Origin of the sequence: Microbacterium sp. MEJ108Y (assembly GCF_000834175.1) — a bacterium.
Lineage (GTDB): Bacteria > Actinomycetota > Actinomycetes > Actinomycetales > Microbacteriaceae > Microbacterium > Microbacterium forte.
Genome location: NZ_JXQX01000003.1, coordinates 44583 through 60971, shown reverse-complemented (window position 1 = coordinate 60971; position 16389 = coordinate 44583). Strand labels below are relative to the sequence as shown.

The 16389-nt window shown below is 68.4% G+C and carries 17 protein-coding genes; 11 read left to right on the top strand and 6 right to left on the bottom strand.

The features are described 5' to 3' along the window. Positions 1–176 precede the first annotated feature (176 nt). Genes dnaK through RU09_RS01670 form a run of 4 tightly spaced genes read left to right on the top strand, consistent with a single transcriptional unit; the run spans position 177 to position 4149 of the window. The gene (dnaK, locus tag RU09_RS01685; RefSeq protein ID WP_042536840.1) at positions 177–2039 is read left to right on the top strand and encodes a molecular chaperone DnaK; all 1863 of its coding nucleotides are present in this window, start codon (positions 177–179) and stop codon (positions 2037–2039) included. Between the two features lie 2 nt (positions 2040–2041). Beyond that, positions 2042–2677, top strand: a complete 636-nt coding sequence (locus tag RU09_RS01680) for a nucleotide exchange factor GrpE (RefSeq protein ID WP_042536839.1) — start codon at positions 2042–2044, stop codon at positions 2675–2677. Between the two features lie 7 nt (positions 2678–2684). Beyond that, positions 2685–3674 (top strand): DnaJ C-terminal domain-containing protein, encoded by a 990-nt coding sequence (locus RU09_RS01675; protein ID WP_042536838.1) that lies wholly within the window; start codon positions 2685–2687, stop codon positions 3672–3674. A 43-nt stretch (positions 3675–3717) separates the two neighbouring features. Continuing rightward, complete coding sequence (locus RU09_RS01670; protein WP_042536837.1) at positions 3718–4149, top strand: heat shock protein transcriptional repressor HspR; 432 nt, start codon at positions 3718–3720, stop codon at positions 4147–4149. 22 nt (positions 4150–4171) lie between these two features. Here the strand turns inward: RU09_RS01670 and RU09_RS01665 are convergent, their stop codons facing one another. Beyond that, positions 4172–4540: a hypothetical protein gene (locus RU09_RS01665; protein ID WP_042536836.1), complete on the bottom strand. Its 369-nt coding sequence runs from the start codon at positions 4538–4540 to the stop codon at positions 4172–4174. Positions 4541–4712: 172 nt separating this feature from the next. Between RU09_RS01665 and RU09_RS01660 the strand changes: the two genes are divergently transcribed. Continuing rightward, positions 4713–6134, top strand: coding sequence for an FAD-dependent oxidoreductase (locus RU09_RS01660; protein ID WP_231567445.1), 1422 nt, complete (start codon positions 4713–4715; stop codon positions 6132–6134). Positions 6135–6185: 51 nt separating this feature from the next. Here the strand turns inward: RU09_RS01660 and RU09_RS01655 are convergent, their stop codons facing one another. Then, positions 6186–6830: a Pr6Pr family membrane protein gene (locus RU09_RS01655; RefSeq protein WP_056374645.1), complete on the bottom strand. Its 645-nt coding sequence runs from the start codon at positions 6828–6830 to the stop codon at positions 6186–6188. Positions 6831–7035: 205 nt separating this feature from the next. Between RU09_RS01655 and RU09_RS01650 the strand changes: the two genes are divergently transcribed. Both RU09_RS01650 and RU09_RS01645 read left to right on the top strand, forming a co-directional pair. Then, positions 7036–7476, top strand: coding sequence for a DoxX family protein (locus RU09_RS01650; protein WP_042536833.1), 441 nt, complete (start codon positions 7036–7038; stop codon positions 7474–7476). Between the two features lie 74 nt (positions 7477–7550). Beyond that, on the top strand, positions 7551–8216 hold the full coding sequence (locus tag RU09_RS01645; RefSeq protein ID WP_042536832.1) for a GntR family transcriptional regulator: 666 nt from the start codon (positions 7551–7553) through the stop codon (positions 8214–8216). A 49-nt stretch (positions 8217–8265) separates the two neighbouring features. On the opposite strand, the gene RU09_RS01640 is transcribed toward RU09_RS01645, so the two are convergent. The 4 genes from RU09_RS01640 to RU09_RS01625 are packed head-to-tail and all read right to left on the bottom strand — an operon-like array spanning position 8266 to position 12124. After that, complete coding sequence (locus RU09_RS01640) at positions 8266–8700, bottom strand: ATP-binding protein (protein ID WP_052492811.1); 435 nt, start codon at positions 8698–8700, stop codon at positions 8266–8268. Continuing rightward, on the bottom strand, positions 8690–9022 hold the full coding sequence (locus RU09_RS01635; protein WP_042536831.1) for an STAS domain-containing protein: 333 nt from the start codon (positions 9020–9022) through the stop codon (positions 8690–8692). Before RU09_RS01635 ends, RU09_RS01640 begins: the two co-directional genes overlap by 11 nt. Then, positions 9006–10967 carry a glycosyltransferase family 2 protein gene (locus RU09_RS01630; protein WP_042536830.1) on the bottom strand — a complete coding sequence of 654 codons (1962 nt, stop codon included), beginning with the start codon at positions 10965–10967 and terminating at the stop codon, positions 9006–9008. The genes RU09_RS01635 and RU09_RS01630 overlap by 17 nt, the downstream gene beginning before the upstream one ends. Then, entirely contained in the window at positions 10964–12124 is a 1161-nt protein-coding gene (locus tag RU09_RS01625) for a PP2C family protein-serine/threonine phosphatase (RefSeq protein ID WP_042536829.1), read from the bottom strand. The genes RU09_RS01630 and RU09_RS01625 overlap by 4 nt, the downstream gene beginning before the upstream one ends. Positions 12125–12286: 162 nt before the next feature. Between RU09_RS01625 and RU09_RS01620 the strand changes: the two genes are divergently transcribed. The 4 genes from RU09_RS01620 to RU09_RS01605 all read left to right on the top strand — a co-directional run bounded on the left by RU09_RS01620 (position 12287) and on the right by RU09_RS01605 (position 16387). Then, positions 12287–13255: a tripartite tricarboxylate transporter substrate binding protein gene (locus RU09_RS01620; RefSeq protein WP_042536828.1), complete on the top strand. Its 969-nt coding sequence runs from the start codon at positions 12287–12289 to the stop codon at positions 13253–13255. Between the two features lie 77 nt (positions 13256–13332). Further along, positions 13333–13869 carry a tripartite tricarboxylate transporter TctB family protein gene (locus RU09_RS01615; protein ID WP_042536827.1) on the top strand — a complete coding sequence of 179 codons (537 nt, stop codon included), beginning with the start codon at positions 13333–13335 and terminating at the stop codon, positions 13867–13869. Continuing rightward, positions 13866–15521 carry a tripartite tricarboxylate transporter permease gene (locus tag RU09_RS01610; RefSeq protein ID WP_042536826.1) on the top strand — a complete coding sequence of 552 codons (1656 nt, stop codon included), beginning with the start codon at positions 13866–13868 and terminating at the stop codon, positions 15519–15521. Before RU09_RS01615 ends, RU09_RS01610 begins: the two co-directional genes overlap by 4 nt. After that, a complete protein-coding gene (locus RU09_RS01605) occupies positions 15518–16387 on the top strand; it encodes a dihydrodipicolinate synthase family protein (protein ID WP_042536825.1) in 870 nt (289 codons plus the stop codon). The genes RU09_RS01610 and RU09_RS01605 overlap by 4 nt, the downstream gene beginning before the upstream one ends. The last annotated feature ends 2 nt before the right edge of the window (positions 16388–16389 follow it).

Genomic DNA, 16389 nt, shown 5'->3' with positions numbered 1-16389 from the left:
CGAGCGTAGGCCGGAGGGCGTCACCACGCATCCGATTCAAAAGTTGAGCCGGTTCGTATCAACTTTATTTGACAGCGTCCGGAGGTCGGAGTACAGTTGAGCCATCGCGACTCAGGTTTCCCTGATCGCCCCGGATTTCCAGACCCACATCAACCTCAGCAACTAAGGAGAATCACATGGCACGTGCTGTTGGAATCGACCTCGGTACGACGAACTCCGTCGTCAGCGTCCTCGAGGGTGGCGAGCCGAAGGTCATCGCCAATGCCGAGGGCTTCCGCACCACCCCCTCGGTCGTCGCATTCACGAAGGACGGCGAGGTGCTCGTCGGCGAGACCGCGAAGCGCCAGGCCGTCACGAACGTCGACCGCACCATCGCGTCCGTCAAGCGCCACATGGGCACCGACTGGACGTTCGACGTCGACGGCAAGAAGTGGACGCCGCAGGAGATCTCCGCGCGCATCCTCCAGAAGCTGAAGCGCGACGCCGAGTCCTACCTGGGTGACACGGTGACGGACGCCGTCATCACGGTCCCCGCGTACTTCAACGACGCCGAGCGTCAGGCCACCAAGGAGGCCGGCGAGATCGCGGGCCTCAACGTCCTGCGCATCATCAACGAGCCCACCGCCGCAGCTCTGGCATACGGACTCGACAAGGGCAAGGAAGACGAGCTCATCCTGGTCTTCGACCTCGGTGGTGGAACGTTCGACGTCTCGCTGCTCGAGGTGGGCAAGGACGACGACTTCTCGACCATCCAGGTGCGCTCCACCGCGGGTGACAACCGCCTCGGCGGTGACGACTGGGACCAGCGCCTCGTCGACCACCTGATCAAGCAGTTCAAGGAGACCACCGGCGTCGACGTCTCGGGTGACAAGATCGCCCTGCAGCGTCTCAAGGAGGCTGCGGAGCAGGCCAAGAAGGAGCTCTCCTCCTCGACCAGCACCAGCATCAACCTCCCGTACCTGTCGCTGACCGAGTCGGGTCCGGTGTCGCTGAGCGAGACCATCACCCGCGCGAAGTTCGAGGACCTGACGAAGGACCTGCTCGACCGCACCAAGAAGCCGTTCGAGGACGTCATCCGCGAAGCCGGCATCAAGGTCGCCGACATCGACCACATCGTGCTCGTGGGTGGATCGACCCGCATGCCCGCCGTCGCCGAGCTCGTCAAGCGCGAGACCGGCAAGGAGGCCAACAAGGGCGTCAACCCCGATGAGGTCGTCGCCGTGGGCGCCGCCCTCCAGGCCGGTGTCCTCAAGGGCGAGCGCAAGGACGTTCTGCTCATCGACGTCACCCCCCTCAGCCTCGGCATCGAGACCAAGGGCGGCATGATGACCAAGCTCATCGAGCGCAACACGGCCATCCCGACCAAGCGCAGCGAGACCTTCACCACGGCAGACGACAACCAGCCGTCCGTCGCGATCCAGGTCTTCCAGGGCGAGCGCGACTTCACCCGCGACAACAAGCCGCTGGGCACGTTCGAGCTCACCGGAATCGCCCCGGCTCCCCGTGGCATCCCGCAGATCGAGGTCACGTTCGACATCGACGCCAACGGCATCGTGCACGTGTCCGCCAAGGACAAGGGCACGGGCACTGAGAAGTCGATCGTCATCTCCGGCGGCTCTTCGCTGTCGAAGGAGGACATCGAGCGCATGGTGCGCGAGGCCGAGGAGCACGCGGCTGAGGACAAGGCTCGCCGCGAGGCCGCCGAGGTCCGCAACCAGGCCGAGACGCTCGCGTACTCGATCGAGAAGCTGATCACCGAGAACGACGACAAGCTGCCCGAGGACGTGAAGACCGAGGTAAAGGCCGACGTCGACGCTCTCAAGACGGCTCTGGCCGGCGAAGACGACGAGGCCGTGAAGACCGCGTTCGACAAGCTGAACCAGTCGCAGGGCAAGATCGGCGAGGCCATCTACGCACAGTCCCAGGCGGAGGGCGCCCCGAGCGCCGACGCCGCGGGCGAGGCTCCGGCCGATGACAGCTCCTCCGACGAGGACGTCATCGACGCCGAGGTCGTCGACGACGAGGACGAGAAGAAGTAATCATGACGGACAAGAACTTCGACGACAATCAGGTTCCTGAGCCCGCCGAAGGTCACAGCGAGGGGTCGGATGCTCAGGCATCCGGCCCCGCGCCGCACAACCCGGACTCTGATGAGGCCCGGGCTGCGGAGGGCTCTGACGACGCGGACTTCACGATCGACGACATCCTGAACGCCGACCAGACGGCTGAGGCCGCTGCGGGGGATGCCGCGATCGCCGACGCCGAGAACGCGCTGCTGAACGACCTCAAGCGGCTCCAGGCCGAATACGCCAACTACCGCCGACGCACCGAAGAGCAGCGTCAGGTCGAGATCGAGCGCGCGAAGGGCGAGGCCGCCAAGGGCCTCATCCCCGTGCTCGACGATCTCGATCGCGCCGCTCAGCACGGTGATCTGGTCGAAGGCACGCCCTTCGCCGTGATCGCCGGCAAGGTGCGCACGGTCGTCGAGCGTCTCGGTGTCGTCTCGTACGGTGAGAAGGGCGAGGAATTCGACCCGCAGCGCCACGAGGCGATCTTCCAGCAGCCCACCCCGGGCGCCGACAAGACCACGGTGCTCGAGGTCGTCGAGGTGGGTTACCGCCTCGGTGACGTCGAGCTGCGTCCCGCGAAGGTCGTCGTCGCCGTACCCGCAGAGTAGGTGATCGATGGCTAGCCAGGACTGGTTCGACAAGGACTTCTACAAGATCCTCGGGGTCTCGAAGGACGTCAGCGACGCTGATCTCAAGAAGACCTACCGCAAGCTCGCTCGCAAGTACCACCCCGACTCCAATCAGGGTGACGAGAAGGCGGAGGCGAAGTTCAAAGAGATCAGCGAGGCGTACTCGGTGCTCTCGGATCCCGAGCAGCGCAAGGAGTACGACGAGATCCGCGCCATGGGCTCGGGCGCACGCTTCACGGCGGGCGGTGCGGGAGCAGGCGGCTTCGAAGACGTCTTCAGCCGGTTCGGGCAGCAGGGGCGCGGGCAGCAGCAGTCCGCCGACTTCGAGGACATCTTCGCGATGTTCAACCAGGGTCAGGGCGGCCCGTTCGGCTCCGGTCGATTCGGCCAGACCTCCGGCGGATACCGCGGCTTCGGCGGGCCCCAGAAGGGCGCCGATGTCACGGCGCGCACCACGCTCGACTTCGCCACAGCCGTGCAGGGTGAGACCATCAGCCTGCAGGGGGACGACGGCAAACCGTTCAAGGTGAAGATCCCTGCCGGTGTCGCCGACGGGCAGAAGATCAGACTCCGCGGACGCGGTCGTCCCTCGCCCGATGGCGGGGAGAACGGCGACGTCGTGGTGCAGATCGCGGTGCGACCGCATCCGGTGTTCACCCGCGAGGGGCTGAACCTGCGCGTGGTCGTGCCGGTGACCTTCACCGAGGCGGCACTCGGCGCGACGATCGAGGTTCCGACGCTCAGCGGCGACACGGTCAAGCTCCGTGTCGCACCTGGCACGCCGTCCGGACGCGTCCTGCGCGTCAAGGGTCGCGGCGTCGCCACTTCGAAGGGCACGGGCGACCTGCTCGCCGAGCTGCAGATCGCGGTGCCGTCGCACCTCGACGAGGCCGCTCGGGAGGCGCTGGAGAAGTTCCAGTCGCTGGAGCCGGCGGAGAACCCGCGTGCCGACCTCATGGCGAAGGCGCGGCGCTAGAAGATCATGACGAACGCGAACACCGAGGAGGAGGTGATCCACTGTGGCTGACCAGCGCGTGGACGCCGACACCCCGGTGTTCGCGATCGCCGTCGCCGCCCAGCTCTCGGGTCTTCACCCGCAGACGCTGCGGCAGTACGACCGCATCGGGCTCGTGGTGCCCGGTCGCACCTCCGGCGGCTCTCGTCGCTATTCGACCCGCAACATCGAACAGCTCCGCGAGGTCGCCCAGCTGTCATCCGAGGGCATGAGTCTTCCGGCGATCGCGCGTGTCCTCGACCTCGAAGACGAGAACCGGATGCTGCGCAGCCGCGTGGCCGAACTCGACGCCGCGCTGCGTGCCGAGCGCGACAACCGTCCGGGCATGCGCGTGTTCGCCGCGGGATCCGCCGGCGTCATTCCGGTGCCCAGTGGCCGCCGCATCCGCCGCTCGGCCGAGGTCGTGCTCTGGCACCCGGGCAGCGGCCGCAGTTGATAGTCGGCGAACTGCACGACTGCTAGGCGGCACCGAAGAATCGGGTTGCGATGTCGGCCACCTCTTTGTCGAGCGTGTCGATGCGCGCGGTCAGTTTCGAGTCGAGAGCGTCGATCCTGCCGTTGAGCCGCCACTCGAGCGACTCGATCTGTCCGCTGAGCCGGTGGTCGAGTGCTTCGATCTTGCCGGTGAGTCGGTGGTCGAGTGCCTCGATCTTGCCGGTGAGCATTCCTTCGAGCCCGCTGATCTGTCCGGTGAGCCTGCCGTCGAGACGGCCGATCTCAGCCCGGATGACTCTGCTGAACTGCGTGGTCATGACCGTCACGACCCCCAGCATCGTCGCGGAGAACACCGCGATGAGCGTCCAGATCTGAGGTTCGTTCATCGTCATGTCTCCATCCTGTGAACGTCGCGCCAGAATGGCAGTGTTGCGTGATCGGACGAGGCCCGACCGCGATGATCCCGCAGGCGTGGGGGCGGATCGAGCGGCAGGCGAGTCTGTGCAGGAGGGGTCCTCGCACGCGTCGGCCACCCGCGCGCGGTATCGTTGCGACACGATGAGGATGACGCGTCGCACACTGCTGATGGGCGCCGGAGCCGGTGTCCTGGGAGTCCTGCTGGCCTCCTGCACGCCCGAGCCGGCGCCGTCGCCCACGCCCGATCGCTCGCCCACTCCGAAGCCGACCGCGGGTGCGATCACCCCCGCCGCGTTCGCCCGCAGCTCGTGGACGACCGACCCGTTCGCGCTCGGCGCTGCGAGCTTCACTCCGGTCGGCACACAGGCGAGGGCCCGCGAGGCGCTGGCCGAGCCGGTCGACGACCGGCTCTTCTTCTCGGGCGAAGCGACCGACGTCGAGGCGCCGGGCACGATCGCCGCCGCGCTCCGATCCGGTGATCGAGCCGCCGACGAGCTCGTTCGCGCCGCCGACAGCGGTGAGCGCGTGGCGATCGTCGGCGCAGGTCTCGCCGGTGCCGCCGCCGCTGCCCGACTCGTCGCCGAGGGGCTGCAGGTCACGGTGTTCGAGGCGCGTGACCGCATCGGCGGACGCGTGCACTCGGTGGTCGACGACATGGCCTGGCCCTTCCCCGCGCAACTGGGCGGCTGGCTGCTCGGCTCGTCCGACGACGTCCTGCTCGAGACTCTCAACGCCCGTGACATCCGGACGGCTCCGATCTCGGGTTCGCTGTGGCGATCGACTGACGGAGACGTCGAGCCGGTGCCGATCGAACCTGTGCAGGCGGCGATCGCCACCGCCCAGCAGGGGCCGACCGACTCGTCTCTCGAGGATGCGCTGACGGCAGCGGGCGCTGATCCTGACGAGCCGGGACTCGCGGCGCTGCTCGCTTCGATCGCGGCCGCATCGGGGGCCGATGCCTCCGACGAGTCGACCTGGTTCCCCCCTCGGCTTCCCACCGACGAGCTGGTGGCACCTCTCGGCGACCTGACCCCGGCCCTCGACGAGCTTCTCGAGGGCGCGAAGCTGAGCCTCTCATCGCCCGTCAGTCGCGTGGCCTACGACGACGCCGGCGTCAGCCTCGGCATCGCCTCGGGGGAGTCGCTGTCGTTCGACCGGGTCCTGATCACGGTGCCGCTCGGAGTGCTGAAGGGCGAGGGCGTGGAGTTCGCTCCGGCGCTGCCCTTCGGTCATCGCGGTGCCATCGCCGAGCTCGGGATGGGACTCATCGAGACGGTCTGGCTGCGCTTCGACGATCCTCTGATCGTGTCGGCACCCGAGCCCGAAGGTGACGCTGAAGGCGACGCCGAAGAGGGTGCTGACGCCGAGTCCGCTGCGACGCTCTGGCACGTCGTCGGCGGCGATGCGCTGATCCGCACCTGGATCAACCTCGCACCGGCCACGGGCGAGAACGTCGTGGTGGGCATCGTCGGCGGAGAAGCGGCAGCCACGTTCGCCGAGATGAGCGAGCAGAAGGCGCTCGAGGCGGCGATCGCCTCGCTCGCACCGTTCCTCACGGCACCGGCCTGACTCTCCCGAGCCTGACTCGCACCGGCCTGACTCGCACCGGCCGCAGCGGGCTCAGACCTCCGGGCGCTCCTGACCGCGTCGCCGCATCCGGCTGACGAGCACGATGAACGTCGCGACGAGCGCGAAGATCGCCAGCGCCACCCCACTGGTGAGCAGGAATTCGGGAGGCCCTGATACCTGTCGGGGGTCGAGGAAGTAATACGGGTACCACCCCACAGACGGCCCGCGCCACATCGTGACACCGCCCCACGCGAGCGGGAAGGTGAGCGCCGTCGGCACCACCCACCAGGGCACGCCGCGGTGCCCCGGTGTGAGCACCCAGGCGAGGGCGGTGCACGCAGGCAGCCAGAAATGCAGCACTTGATCAGACCATGGCACGTCGACGCGGATGCCGCGGAGCCCCGCCTGCCAGACGATCAGCGCGAAGGCGAGTCCTGCCGTGATCGTCCAGGTGAGCACGAGCGCCAGCGCGACCGTGAACCAGCGAGGATCCGTCGCCCGGATGAAGGCGAGCACCGCGCCGATCAGCAGCACGACCACGAGCGCGCAATTGGACTGGACCGTCAGGTACGCGAAGAAGTTCTCTCCCGCGATCGATCGGGAGCTCAGGCCCCAGAACAGCCGGTGCACGAGCGCGACGGTGCACACTGCGGCCGTGGCCAAGCGCAGCACGCCGAACGCCGATCGTGCCCTCACTCTCGCCTCGTGCCCCTTTCCGGCTGTGCGCATCGTCGTCCAGACGGCGCATCTCCCATCCGGCGAGTCTACGGAAGGCGCGGCGAGCGGGGCTGCGACGAGCTGCGCACAGGAGACGGAAAAGTCGTCTGAATAGCGTGGAAGGAGGGATAGCCCCTGCTCCGCGCCTGGCGCGCGGTGTCCTGCCACGAAGGAACACCTCCTCATGACGAACACCACCGCCCCCTCCGCCGCCGCCTCGCTGGGACTCCTCGTCCTGCGCATCGTGGTCGGCGCCGTCTTCACCGCTCACGGGGCGCAGAAGATCTTCGAATACACGATCCCCGGCACGATCGGCAGCTTCGCGGGCATGGGGGTCCCCATGCCCGAGATCGCGGCACCGTTCGTCGCCTTCGTCGAGCTGATCGGCGGAATCCTGCTGGTCCTCGGCCTCTTCACCCGCCTGGCCGGCATCCTGCTCGCGATCGACATGGTCGTGGCGCTGGTCCTCGTGCACCTCGCCGCGGGACTCTGGGTCGGTGAAGGCGGATACGAGTTCGTCGCCGTGCTCGGTGCAGCCGCGCTGGCTCTCGCGCTCACGGGCGCTGGGCGCTTCTCGCTCGACGGCGCCTTCCTGCGCGGCCGGGTTCCCGCCTGGCTCAGCTGACGAGACGAGGGGGCGTTCCACGGGACGCCCCCTCGGCCGGTGTGTATCCTGTCAACAGTTAACAGGAGGTCACCGTGACACAGACGGTCAAGCGCGGAGAGTCCCTCGGCGCACAGGTGGCGCAGGTCCTGCGTCAGCGCATCGTCCGAGGCGAGCTCTCGCCCGGCGCGCGCATCACCGAAGAGGCGCTCGCCGAGGAGTTCTCGGTGAGCCGGGGGCCGATCCGCGACGCCCTCACCCAGCTCAGCTTCGAGAAGCTCGTCGAAGTGCAGCGTCCGCGCGGGGTGTACATCACGGGTCTCTCGCAGGACGACGTCGATCAGCTCTACAGTCTGCGCGGCGCTCTCGAGCAGCTCGCGCTCTCACGTGCCATGAGAGTCGACGACGACGCGCGCTGGGCGGCGATGGCGGCCGCCGTCGAGAGAATGGGGCAGGCCGCGGACGCGGGCGACCATGCGGCGTTCGTCGCAGCCGACCTCGAGTTCCATTCGGAGATCTACGTGCTGGCCGACCATCCGCGCCTGCAGGGTGCGTGGAGTCAGTATCTGCCGACCTTCGCGTCGCTTCTCGAGGTCACCATCAACCACGACGACGACCTTCACGAGTCCTCCGACGACCACATGAAGCTCATGGACGTGATGCGCTCAGGCACGCCCGAGGAGGCGGCGTCAGTGCTCACCGCGCACCTCGACGGCGCGCGCGATCGGATGCTCAGCGAACTGGCCGACCGGCCGGCCTGACTGCGGCTGCCGCCTGACAGCGGCTGCCGCGCGGCGCCAGGCGCCGGGCTCAGGCGTGCGGTGCGAGACGGCGTCGCAGCACCCAGGTGTTGCCGGTCGCATCGACGCTGTGCTCGAAGTCGTCGAGCACAGCCGTCGTGAGGGCCAGACCGCGTCCGCTCTCGCTGTCGACGCCGGGCATCGCCACCGCATCCCAGTCGATCCTGGCCGGATCAGCCGTGTCGACGAAGGTGGCGACGAGTTCATCGTCGGCCACCGCGATGTCGACCTCGACGGTGATGCCGGCATCCGGCTCGCCCTCGGCCTCGCCGTGCGCGGCGATGTTCGTGGACACCTCGCTGACCGCCAGCGCGAACAGCGTGCGGTCTTCCGGGGCCACGTGCGGAGACGCCTCCCACAGCGCGTCGAGGGCGTCGAGGACGTGCTCGACGAAGGCGGGCCCAGCGAGGCCGGCGACGTGCGCGGTGCGCCGGTCAGCGCCCATCGAACGCCGTCTCGGGCGTGGGGTGGTCGAGCAGGACGCGGTCGAGGTTGGTCAGGTGCAGCACCGTCCGAACCGCCTCGGGCACTGCCGCGATGCGCAGATCGCCGCCCGCGACCCTGGCGCTCTTGAGTCCGCCGACGAGAGCGCCGAGACCAGAGGAGTCGACGAACTGCAGGTCGGTCATGTCGATGACGATCCGGGAATCGCCTCCTGCCACGAGGTCGTTGACCGCTTTGCGCAGCAGAGGCGCTCCTGTCGCGGTGAGGCGGCCGGACAGGGCGATCACGGCGAAGCCGTCTCTGATGTCAGTTCTGAGATCCATGGTTCTCCTCCTCGAGGGTGCGGGCCGGTCCGCGGTAGCGGGCGGCTTGGATGATGACGCTGAGCACGACGAGGTCGTACAGCACCCACACCGTGTTGACGAGAGTGCCCGTCCCGTCGCCGGTGCCGATGATGACCCGGGTCACACCGATCACGAGAGCGATGCCGAGCACGACCATCGCCGTCAGCTGCGGCCAGATCTCCCGCCACGGCACCCCTCGTGGATCCCGTCCGTCCTTGCGCGTCACGGCGAATGTGAGCGGGCGGTGGAGCACGACGTTGGCGAACGCCGACCAGCAGGCGCGGATCCAGACAGGGAACAGTGCGAGCGAGTACTGCTGCCCCCTCCACGTTCGCAGCCCCTTGGCCACCACGAGGAACAGCACCTGGTTGACGAGGAAATACGGGAGGAACCTCACGAAGAAATCGACCGACCAGGCGGTGACCGGCAGCACGCCGAAGACGAGGTAGACGACCGGCGCCGTGAGGTAGACCACAGCGGCGAACCCGGACAGGTAGCTCCACATCGTGGCGAAGTACATCAGCCGCTGACCGATCGACAGCCCGCGCTTGGCGAGCGGGTTGTCGCGCAGCATGACCTGCAGGGTGCCCTGCGCCCAGCGCAGACGCTGCGTCAGCATCGTGCGCAGATCCTCGGGGGCGAGGCCCTTGGCGAGGATCTCGTGGTGATAGACGCTGCGCCAGCCGAGCGAGTGCAGCTGCATGGCCGTGGCCATGTCCTCGGTCACCGAGATCGTGGCGAGGGGGAGGATCGGCTGCGCCTCGTCGCCTCGATCGAGCCGGAGCGCGTCGAGCAGTGCCCTGACCGCATCCAGCGCGTTGATGGGGGAGAGGTCGGAGTCGGCGAGTGCGGTGAGGCCCACCTCGTCGACGACGATCGCATCGAGCTGCGCGTCGTGTGCGATCGGCAGCGAGCCGAGCTCTGCGAGATCGGCGCGGATCCCCGCGAGGTCCTTCGCGACGAGGATCACCGACGCGTTGTGCACCGCAGCGAGCACGGCGTCCGCGACCTCCCTGACGGGGGCGCCGCCGGCGAGATCGCGACGACCCCGGCCGATCGCCACGTGCAGCGCGAAGAGCTCGCGGCGGAGTTCGGGATCGGATGCCGAGCGCATCTCCTTCTCGATCAGGGTCTCCGACGTGCGCAGCGCGCGGGCCGCGGTGTCGGTCACCTCTCGCACGTAGCCGATGATGCCCAGTTGCATCAGGGCGTCGCGACGGAGCACCGCGTTGGATCCGCAGAAGAACGCCGCGTTCCAGCCGTCCTTGCCCTGCTGGATCGGGCCGTAGAACAGCGGAGCCTGGCTGCCGAGGGGGTCTGCCTCGTCGACGTTGACGAACCACTGCGGGGTCTGCACCACGGCGACCTCGGGATCGTCGGCGAAATACCCCAGGGTGCGGTGCAGGATCAGCGGGTCGGGTATCTGGTCGGCGTCGAGGATGAGGAGGAATTCCCCGTCGGTCTCGAACAGCGCGCTGTTGAGGTTGCCCGCCTTGGCGTGGCGCGGCTTGCCCGTCCAGTCGTCGGAGCGGGTGAGGTAGCCGATGTCGGCCTCGCGAGCCGCCCGCTCGAGTTCGGGGCGGGCCCCGTCGTCGAGGATCCAGGTCGTGTGCGGGTAGGCGATCCCCCGTGCGGCGCGGGCCGTCGTCATCACGAGCTCGATCGGCTCGTCGTACGTGGTGATGAACACGTCGACCGTGCCCTGGGGCGGCGAGACGGGCGCCGGGCGCTCTTTCGCTCGCCACATCGTCAGGCAGAAGAGGAAGGTGTCGATCAGGCTGTAGGTCTCGGCGACCACGAGAGGCACGGCGATCCACCATGCCGACCAGTTGACCGATTCCAGCCACCGCCAGGTGACGTAGTTCACTCCCAGCAGCACCGAGAGAACAGCGATCACCCGGATCGCGGCGAAGCGAGCTGTCATGCGTCGCGCCTCACCACGACCACGGTGATGTCGTCGGTCGCCCTGTCGTCCGAGATGAGCCGGAGCGCCTCGCCGATCGCCCCGTCGGGGCCGAGGGTGTCGAGCACCCTGGCCACGTGGGCGAACGGGTCATCGGCGTCGAGCACGTCCAGCAGCCCGTCGCTGCAGCAGACGAACGCGTCACCGGGTTCGAGGCGGGTGCGCCGCGACTCCCGAGCGCCCTGGTCGGGCAGTGCGGCGCCCATTCCGAGGGGCAGCCCGGTCGAACGAAGGTGCTCCCACGAGCCGTCGCCGCGCAGGATGAACGCCAGGCTGTGACCGGCATCGATCACCTCCAGGTCGCCGGTCTCGGGCTGGAGCTCGGCATGGACGGCCGTGACGAACATCGTCGTCTCCGAGAGGTCCTCCTCGAGAAGGCGGTCGGCGTCGGCGATCGCTTCGGCGATGCTGCGTTCGGGTGCCGTGCGCAGCGATGCGCGCACTCCGGCCGCGACGATGGCGGGTCCCGTGCCCTTGCCCATCGCATCGGCGAGGGTGATGCGCAGAGCCCCGTCGTGGAGGCGCAGGTCGTAGAAGTCCCCTGCCAGGCGCCCGCGCGAGGCGCCGCCGCCCGCGACCGTGTATCCGGTGATCGTGGGGATGGACTGCGGGCGCAGGGCGCTCTGGATCAGAGTGGCCTGATCGAGTTCGACGTCGGAGGCGATCTCGCTCTGCACCCAGAAGGCGAGGTCGCGGAGCAGGCCGCGCTGCGCCTCCGAGAACGAGTGCGGTTCCGTGTCGAGCACGCACAGCGTGCCGACGGGCTCGCCGCCGGGTGCGTGGAGCGGGTGGCCGGCGTAGAACCGGAGGTGCGGGTCACCGACAACGAACGGGTTCGTGGCGAACGTCTCCGTCGCGCTGGCATCCTCGATCACGACCGTGCGGTCCTGGCCGACCGTGTAGTCGCAGAACGAATCCTGCCGCGGGGCCTCGTCGCCGCCGAGGCCGATCTCGGATTTGCGCCACTGGCGGTCGCCGTCGAGCAGAGAGACGCTCACCATCGGCACGCCGAACATCTGCTTCGCCAGGCGGGCCACGCGATCGACTCGTTCATCCCGGGGGGTGTCCAGGATCCCGAGTTCCTCCAGTGCCTGCTGTCTTCTGAGCTCGTCGAACATGCTCCGCCTCCCTCGTAGCTGCTCTCATACTGGCATCTTGGAGGGCGGTGCGGACAGTGAGCCTCGCGGGAGGAGCACAGGGCAAGAGTGTTGACTGTTAACAGTCAACACTGGTACGGTCGGGGAGTCGACAACAAGGTCGACCCACGTAGAGGAGCAAAGATGCCCCGCAAGCGCATCACCCGGGCGGCCGCCGCCCTCGCGGCCGTCGCCGCCACCGCTCTCGTCCTGTCGGCCTGCACGAAGGTCGAAGAGGGGGAGGAAGCGGCGTCGACCTTTCCGGAGAACGACATCCGCCTGATCATCCAGGCCAACCCCGGTGGGGGATCCGACCTGTCGTCCCGCGCCCTCGCGACCGAACTCGAGGGCATCCTCGGCGTGAGCGTGATCCCCGAGAACATGCCGGGCGCCGCAGGTGCGCTCGCCATGGAGTACGTCGGAGCGCAGGACCCCGACGGCTACGTCATCGGGTTCGCCCCGGTCGAGATCGCGATGCTCAACACCACGCAGAGCGCGAACGTCCTGCCCGAGGACTTCGACCTCCTGGGTCAGATCATGCTGGCTCCCGGCGTCGTCACGGTCGGCGCCAACAGCGGGATCGAGACGCTGGAAGACCTCGTCACGCAGGCGGAGTCCGGCGCGGTGACCGTCGCCAACTCCGGAGCCGGCTCGATCTGGGAGGCCGCGACGATCGGCCTCGGCGACGCGACCGGCGCCGACTTCACCCCGGTGCCCTATGACGGTGGAGCCACCGCCGTGGCGGCCGCGGCCTCCGGTGAGACCGTCGCCGCGGTGTCGGGCCTCGGCGAGGCTCTCGCACAGGGCGAAGCCGTGCGCATCCTCGCCGTCCTGAACGATGAGCGTCACCCCGATGCGGAAGACGTGCCGACGGCCGACGAGGCCATCGGCGAAGACGTGGTCTTCGGCGGGTGGGGCGGCATCTACGCCCCGAAGGGTCTGCCGGACGACGTGAAGACCGAGCTCGAGGCAGCCGTCAAGGAGGCCGTCGAGTCCGACACCTACCAGCAGTTCCAGAAGGACGCCGGCAACCTCGTGGTCTACCGCGACTCCGCCGAGTGGACGACGTTCGTCGACGAGCAGTTCGACCTCTTCAAGGACCTCCTGGGCTGACCGGCCCGGACTGCGGGGCCGGCCGCCACGCCGGCCCCGCAGCCAGTCGCCGAACGTCAGACCAGGGAAGGAGCACCATGTCCCACGCCGATGCCACATCCGCGGTCGAGCAGGACGAACACCAGGGCGCACCCGCGTCCAGACCGCTCGAGATCGTCTTCGGGGCCGTCGCCCTGGCCTTCAGCGCCGGGTATCTCTTCCTCACGACGCAGATCCCGCTGCGCCGCGAAGCGCTCCCGGGTCAGATCGACGCGCGCTTCTGGCCGATGGTCATCGCCGTCACGGCGGTCGTCATCTCGCTCGCGATCCTGGCGCTCGCCGTCACCCGGCCCGCGCCGGGGCGCGAGGATCTCGACCGCATCCAGCCCGGCGGTGTGGTCAGGGTCGTCGCCACCCTCGCGATCACGGGAGCGTTCATCGCGGTGTGGTCGCTGGGCACCGTCATCCTGTTCGGATACCGCATCGAGGTCTTCCCGGTGGCCGCCGCCGTGCTGATGGCCGCTCTCATGCTCCTCTACGGCCACCGCCGCTGGCTGAGCCTGATCATCTACTCCGCCTCCGTCACCGCGTTCGTCTACGTCGTGTTCGGCATGCTCCTGAGGATTCCCCTGTGAACGCGCTCATGGAGGGGCTGAACTCGCTCCTCGACATCTCGATCCTGCTCTACATGCTCGTCGGGCTGCTGCTCGGCTTCATGGTCGGAGCCTTCCCCGGCATCACCGCGACCATGGCGGTCGCGCTCGCCGCCGGATTCACGCTCACGCTCGAGCCCGTCCAGGGTCTCGCCGTGCTGCTGACGATCTACGTGGCCGCGAACTTCGGTGACCGCGTGCCGTCGATCCTCATCAACACCCCGGGCACGCCCGCCTCGATCGCCACGACCCTCGACGGCTATCCGATGGCGAAGCAGGGCCGCGCCGGTCTCGCCCTCACGATCTCGGCGATCGTCTCGGCCGTCGGCATCCTCGCCTCGCTGGTGCTGTTCGCTGTCGCAGCCGTGCCGATCGCCAGCTTCGCCCGCGACTACTTCAAGTCGCCCGAGCTCTTCGCCCTGGTCGTCTTCGGCATCTCGATCATGATCGGCATCTCGTCGAAGTCGATGCTCAAGGGCATCCTCGCCGGACTCTTCGGGCTCATGCTCGGCACCGTCGGCACCTACGCGGCGACGGCCGATCAGCGCTTCACCTTCGGCGTGCTCGAGCTCGTCGAAGGCGTCAACTTCATCGCGGTGATCATCGGGCTCTTCGGCATCGCCGAGCTGTTCGACCAGCTGCTCACCTACCGCAAGTCGAACGTGCGGCCCATCTCGAGCCTCGGCCGATGGTGGCCGAACAGGGCCGAGCTGAAGCAGAGCGGACGCGCCACCGCTGTCGGCGGCGCTGTCGGACTCGGTGTCGGGCTCATCCCCGCGGCCGGTGGCGACATCGCCGGACTCATCGGATGGGAGCGCGCGCGCAAGGCGTCGAAGCACCCCGAGATGTTCGGCAAGGGGTCGATCGAGGGCGTCGCCGCCTCCGACACGGCCTCGAGCGCCACGCTCGGCGGTTCGCTCACGACCACGATGGCCCTCGGCATCCCCGGCGACTCGGTGATGGCCGTGATGATCGGCTCGATGATCATCTGGGGCATCACGCCCGGACCCACGCTGTTCACCAACCGCCCCGACCTCGTCGTCTCGATCGTCGGCATCATGCTCGTCGCGACGCTGCTCTCGCTGGCGCTGAGCCTCGTCCGTATGAAGGGCATGGTCAAGCTGCTCGACGTGCCGCAGCCGTACCTGTGGAGCGGCATCCTGATCTTCTGCATCATCGGCACGTATGCCACCTCGAACAGTCTCTCGACGGTCGTCACCATGCTCGTCTTCGGCGTGATCGGGGTGCTGCTCAAGCGGATGCAGGTGCCTGCCGGCCCGATCGTGCTCGGCCTGCTTCTCGGGCCTCTCGCCGAAGAGAACCTGGCTCGCACCCTGGCGATCCTGCCGACGCGTCCGTTCTTCGAGGTGGTGAGCCCGATCGCGATCGTGCTGCTCGTGCTCGCCGTGCTGTCGATCGTGATGCCGGCCATCCGTGCCGCCCGCACCCCGCGCGCCGAGCGGGCCTCCCTCTCGGAGTCGATCCTCCCCGCCGAGAGCCGCGAGCAGATCGAGAAGGCGCACGGCGAGCTCGCCGCAGACCCGGATCTGCTCACCTCGACCGTCCGCAACGTCGACGCTCCTGCGCGGCGCCCGCGAAAGACCCGAAAGAACTCCAAGGAGAACGAGAAGTGACCCGCTACGACATCCTCACCGCCGTGCCGACCGCCTTCCACAGCGACGGTGCACTCGACCTCGAGGGATCGCGAGCGATCTTCCGCTTCGTCGCCGAATCAGGCAACGAGGGCGCGTTCATCCTCGGCACCACGGGCGAATTCCCCGCGATCGACGCGATCGAGTTCGCCGCGATCGTCGAGGCGGCGCTGGCCGAGCTGAAGGATCGCATGCGCGTCGTCGTGCATGTCGGTCAGCCGAGCACGTTCGAGGCGCTGCGGCTGGTCGAGATCGCGAAGGGCCTCGGTGCGACCGAGTTCGCCGCCCTCACCCCCTACTACCTGAAGGCCACCGACCAGTCGATCTTCGACTATTTCGAAGCGCTGTCGGCAGCGGTCGGCGACGGCCGGCTCTACGTCTACATCTACCCGGCGCGCAGCGGCAATCCGGTGTCGGTCGAGCTGCTCACGCGCCTGGCCGCGCTGCCGAACATCGTGGGCGCGAAGGTCAGCGAACTGTCTCTCGACGAGATCGCCGCCTACCGAGCTGCGGTCCCGGACGACTTCGACCTCTACACCGGCGCCGACCGCGACCTGATCGCTGCGGTGCGCTCGGGTGCGCAGGGTGTCGTCTCAGGGGTCTCCTCCGTCACTCCCAAGCCGTTCCGCGCGTTGGCCGACGCCGGCCGCTCAGGGGATGCGGATGCGATCGCCGCAGCCCAGGCCGCCGTCGACGACGTCGTGTCGCTGATCGGTGGCGACATGGCGCGCATGAAGGAGGCCTACCGCGTGCTCGACGTCGTCGACACGCACTGCCGCATGGCGATCGCCGAGCCGACGGATGCCGAGCGCGAGGCCGTCGCGCGGGTCGTGGCGGTGCACCGCTAGAC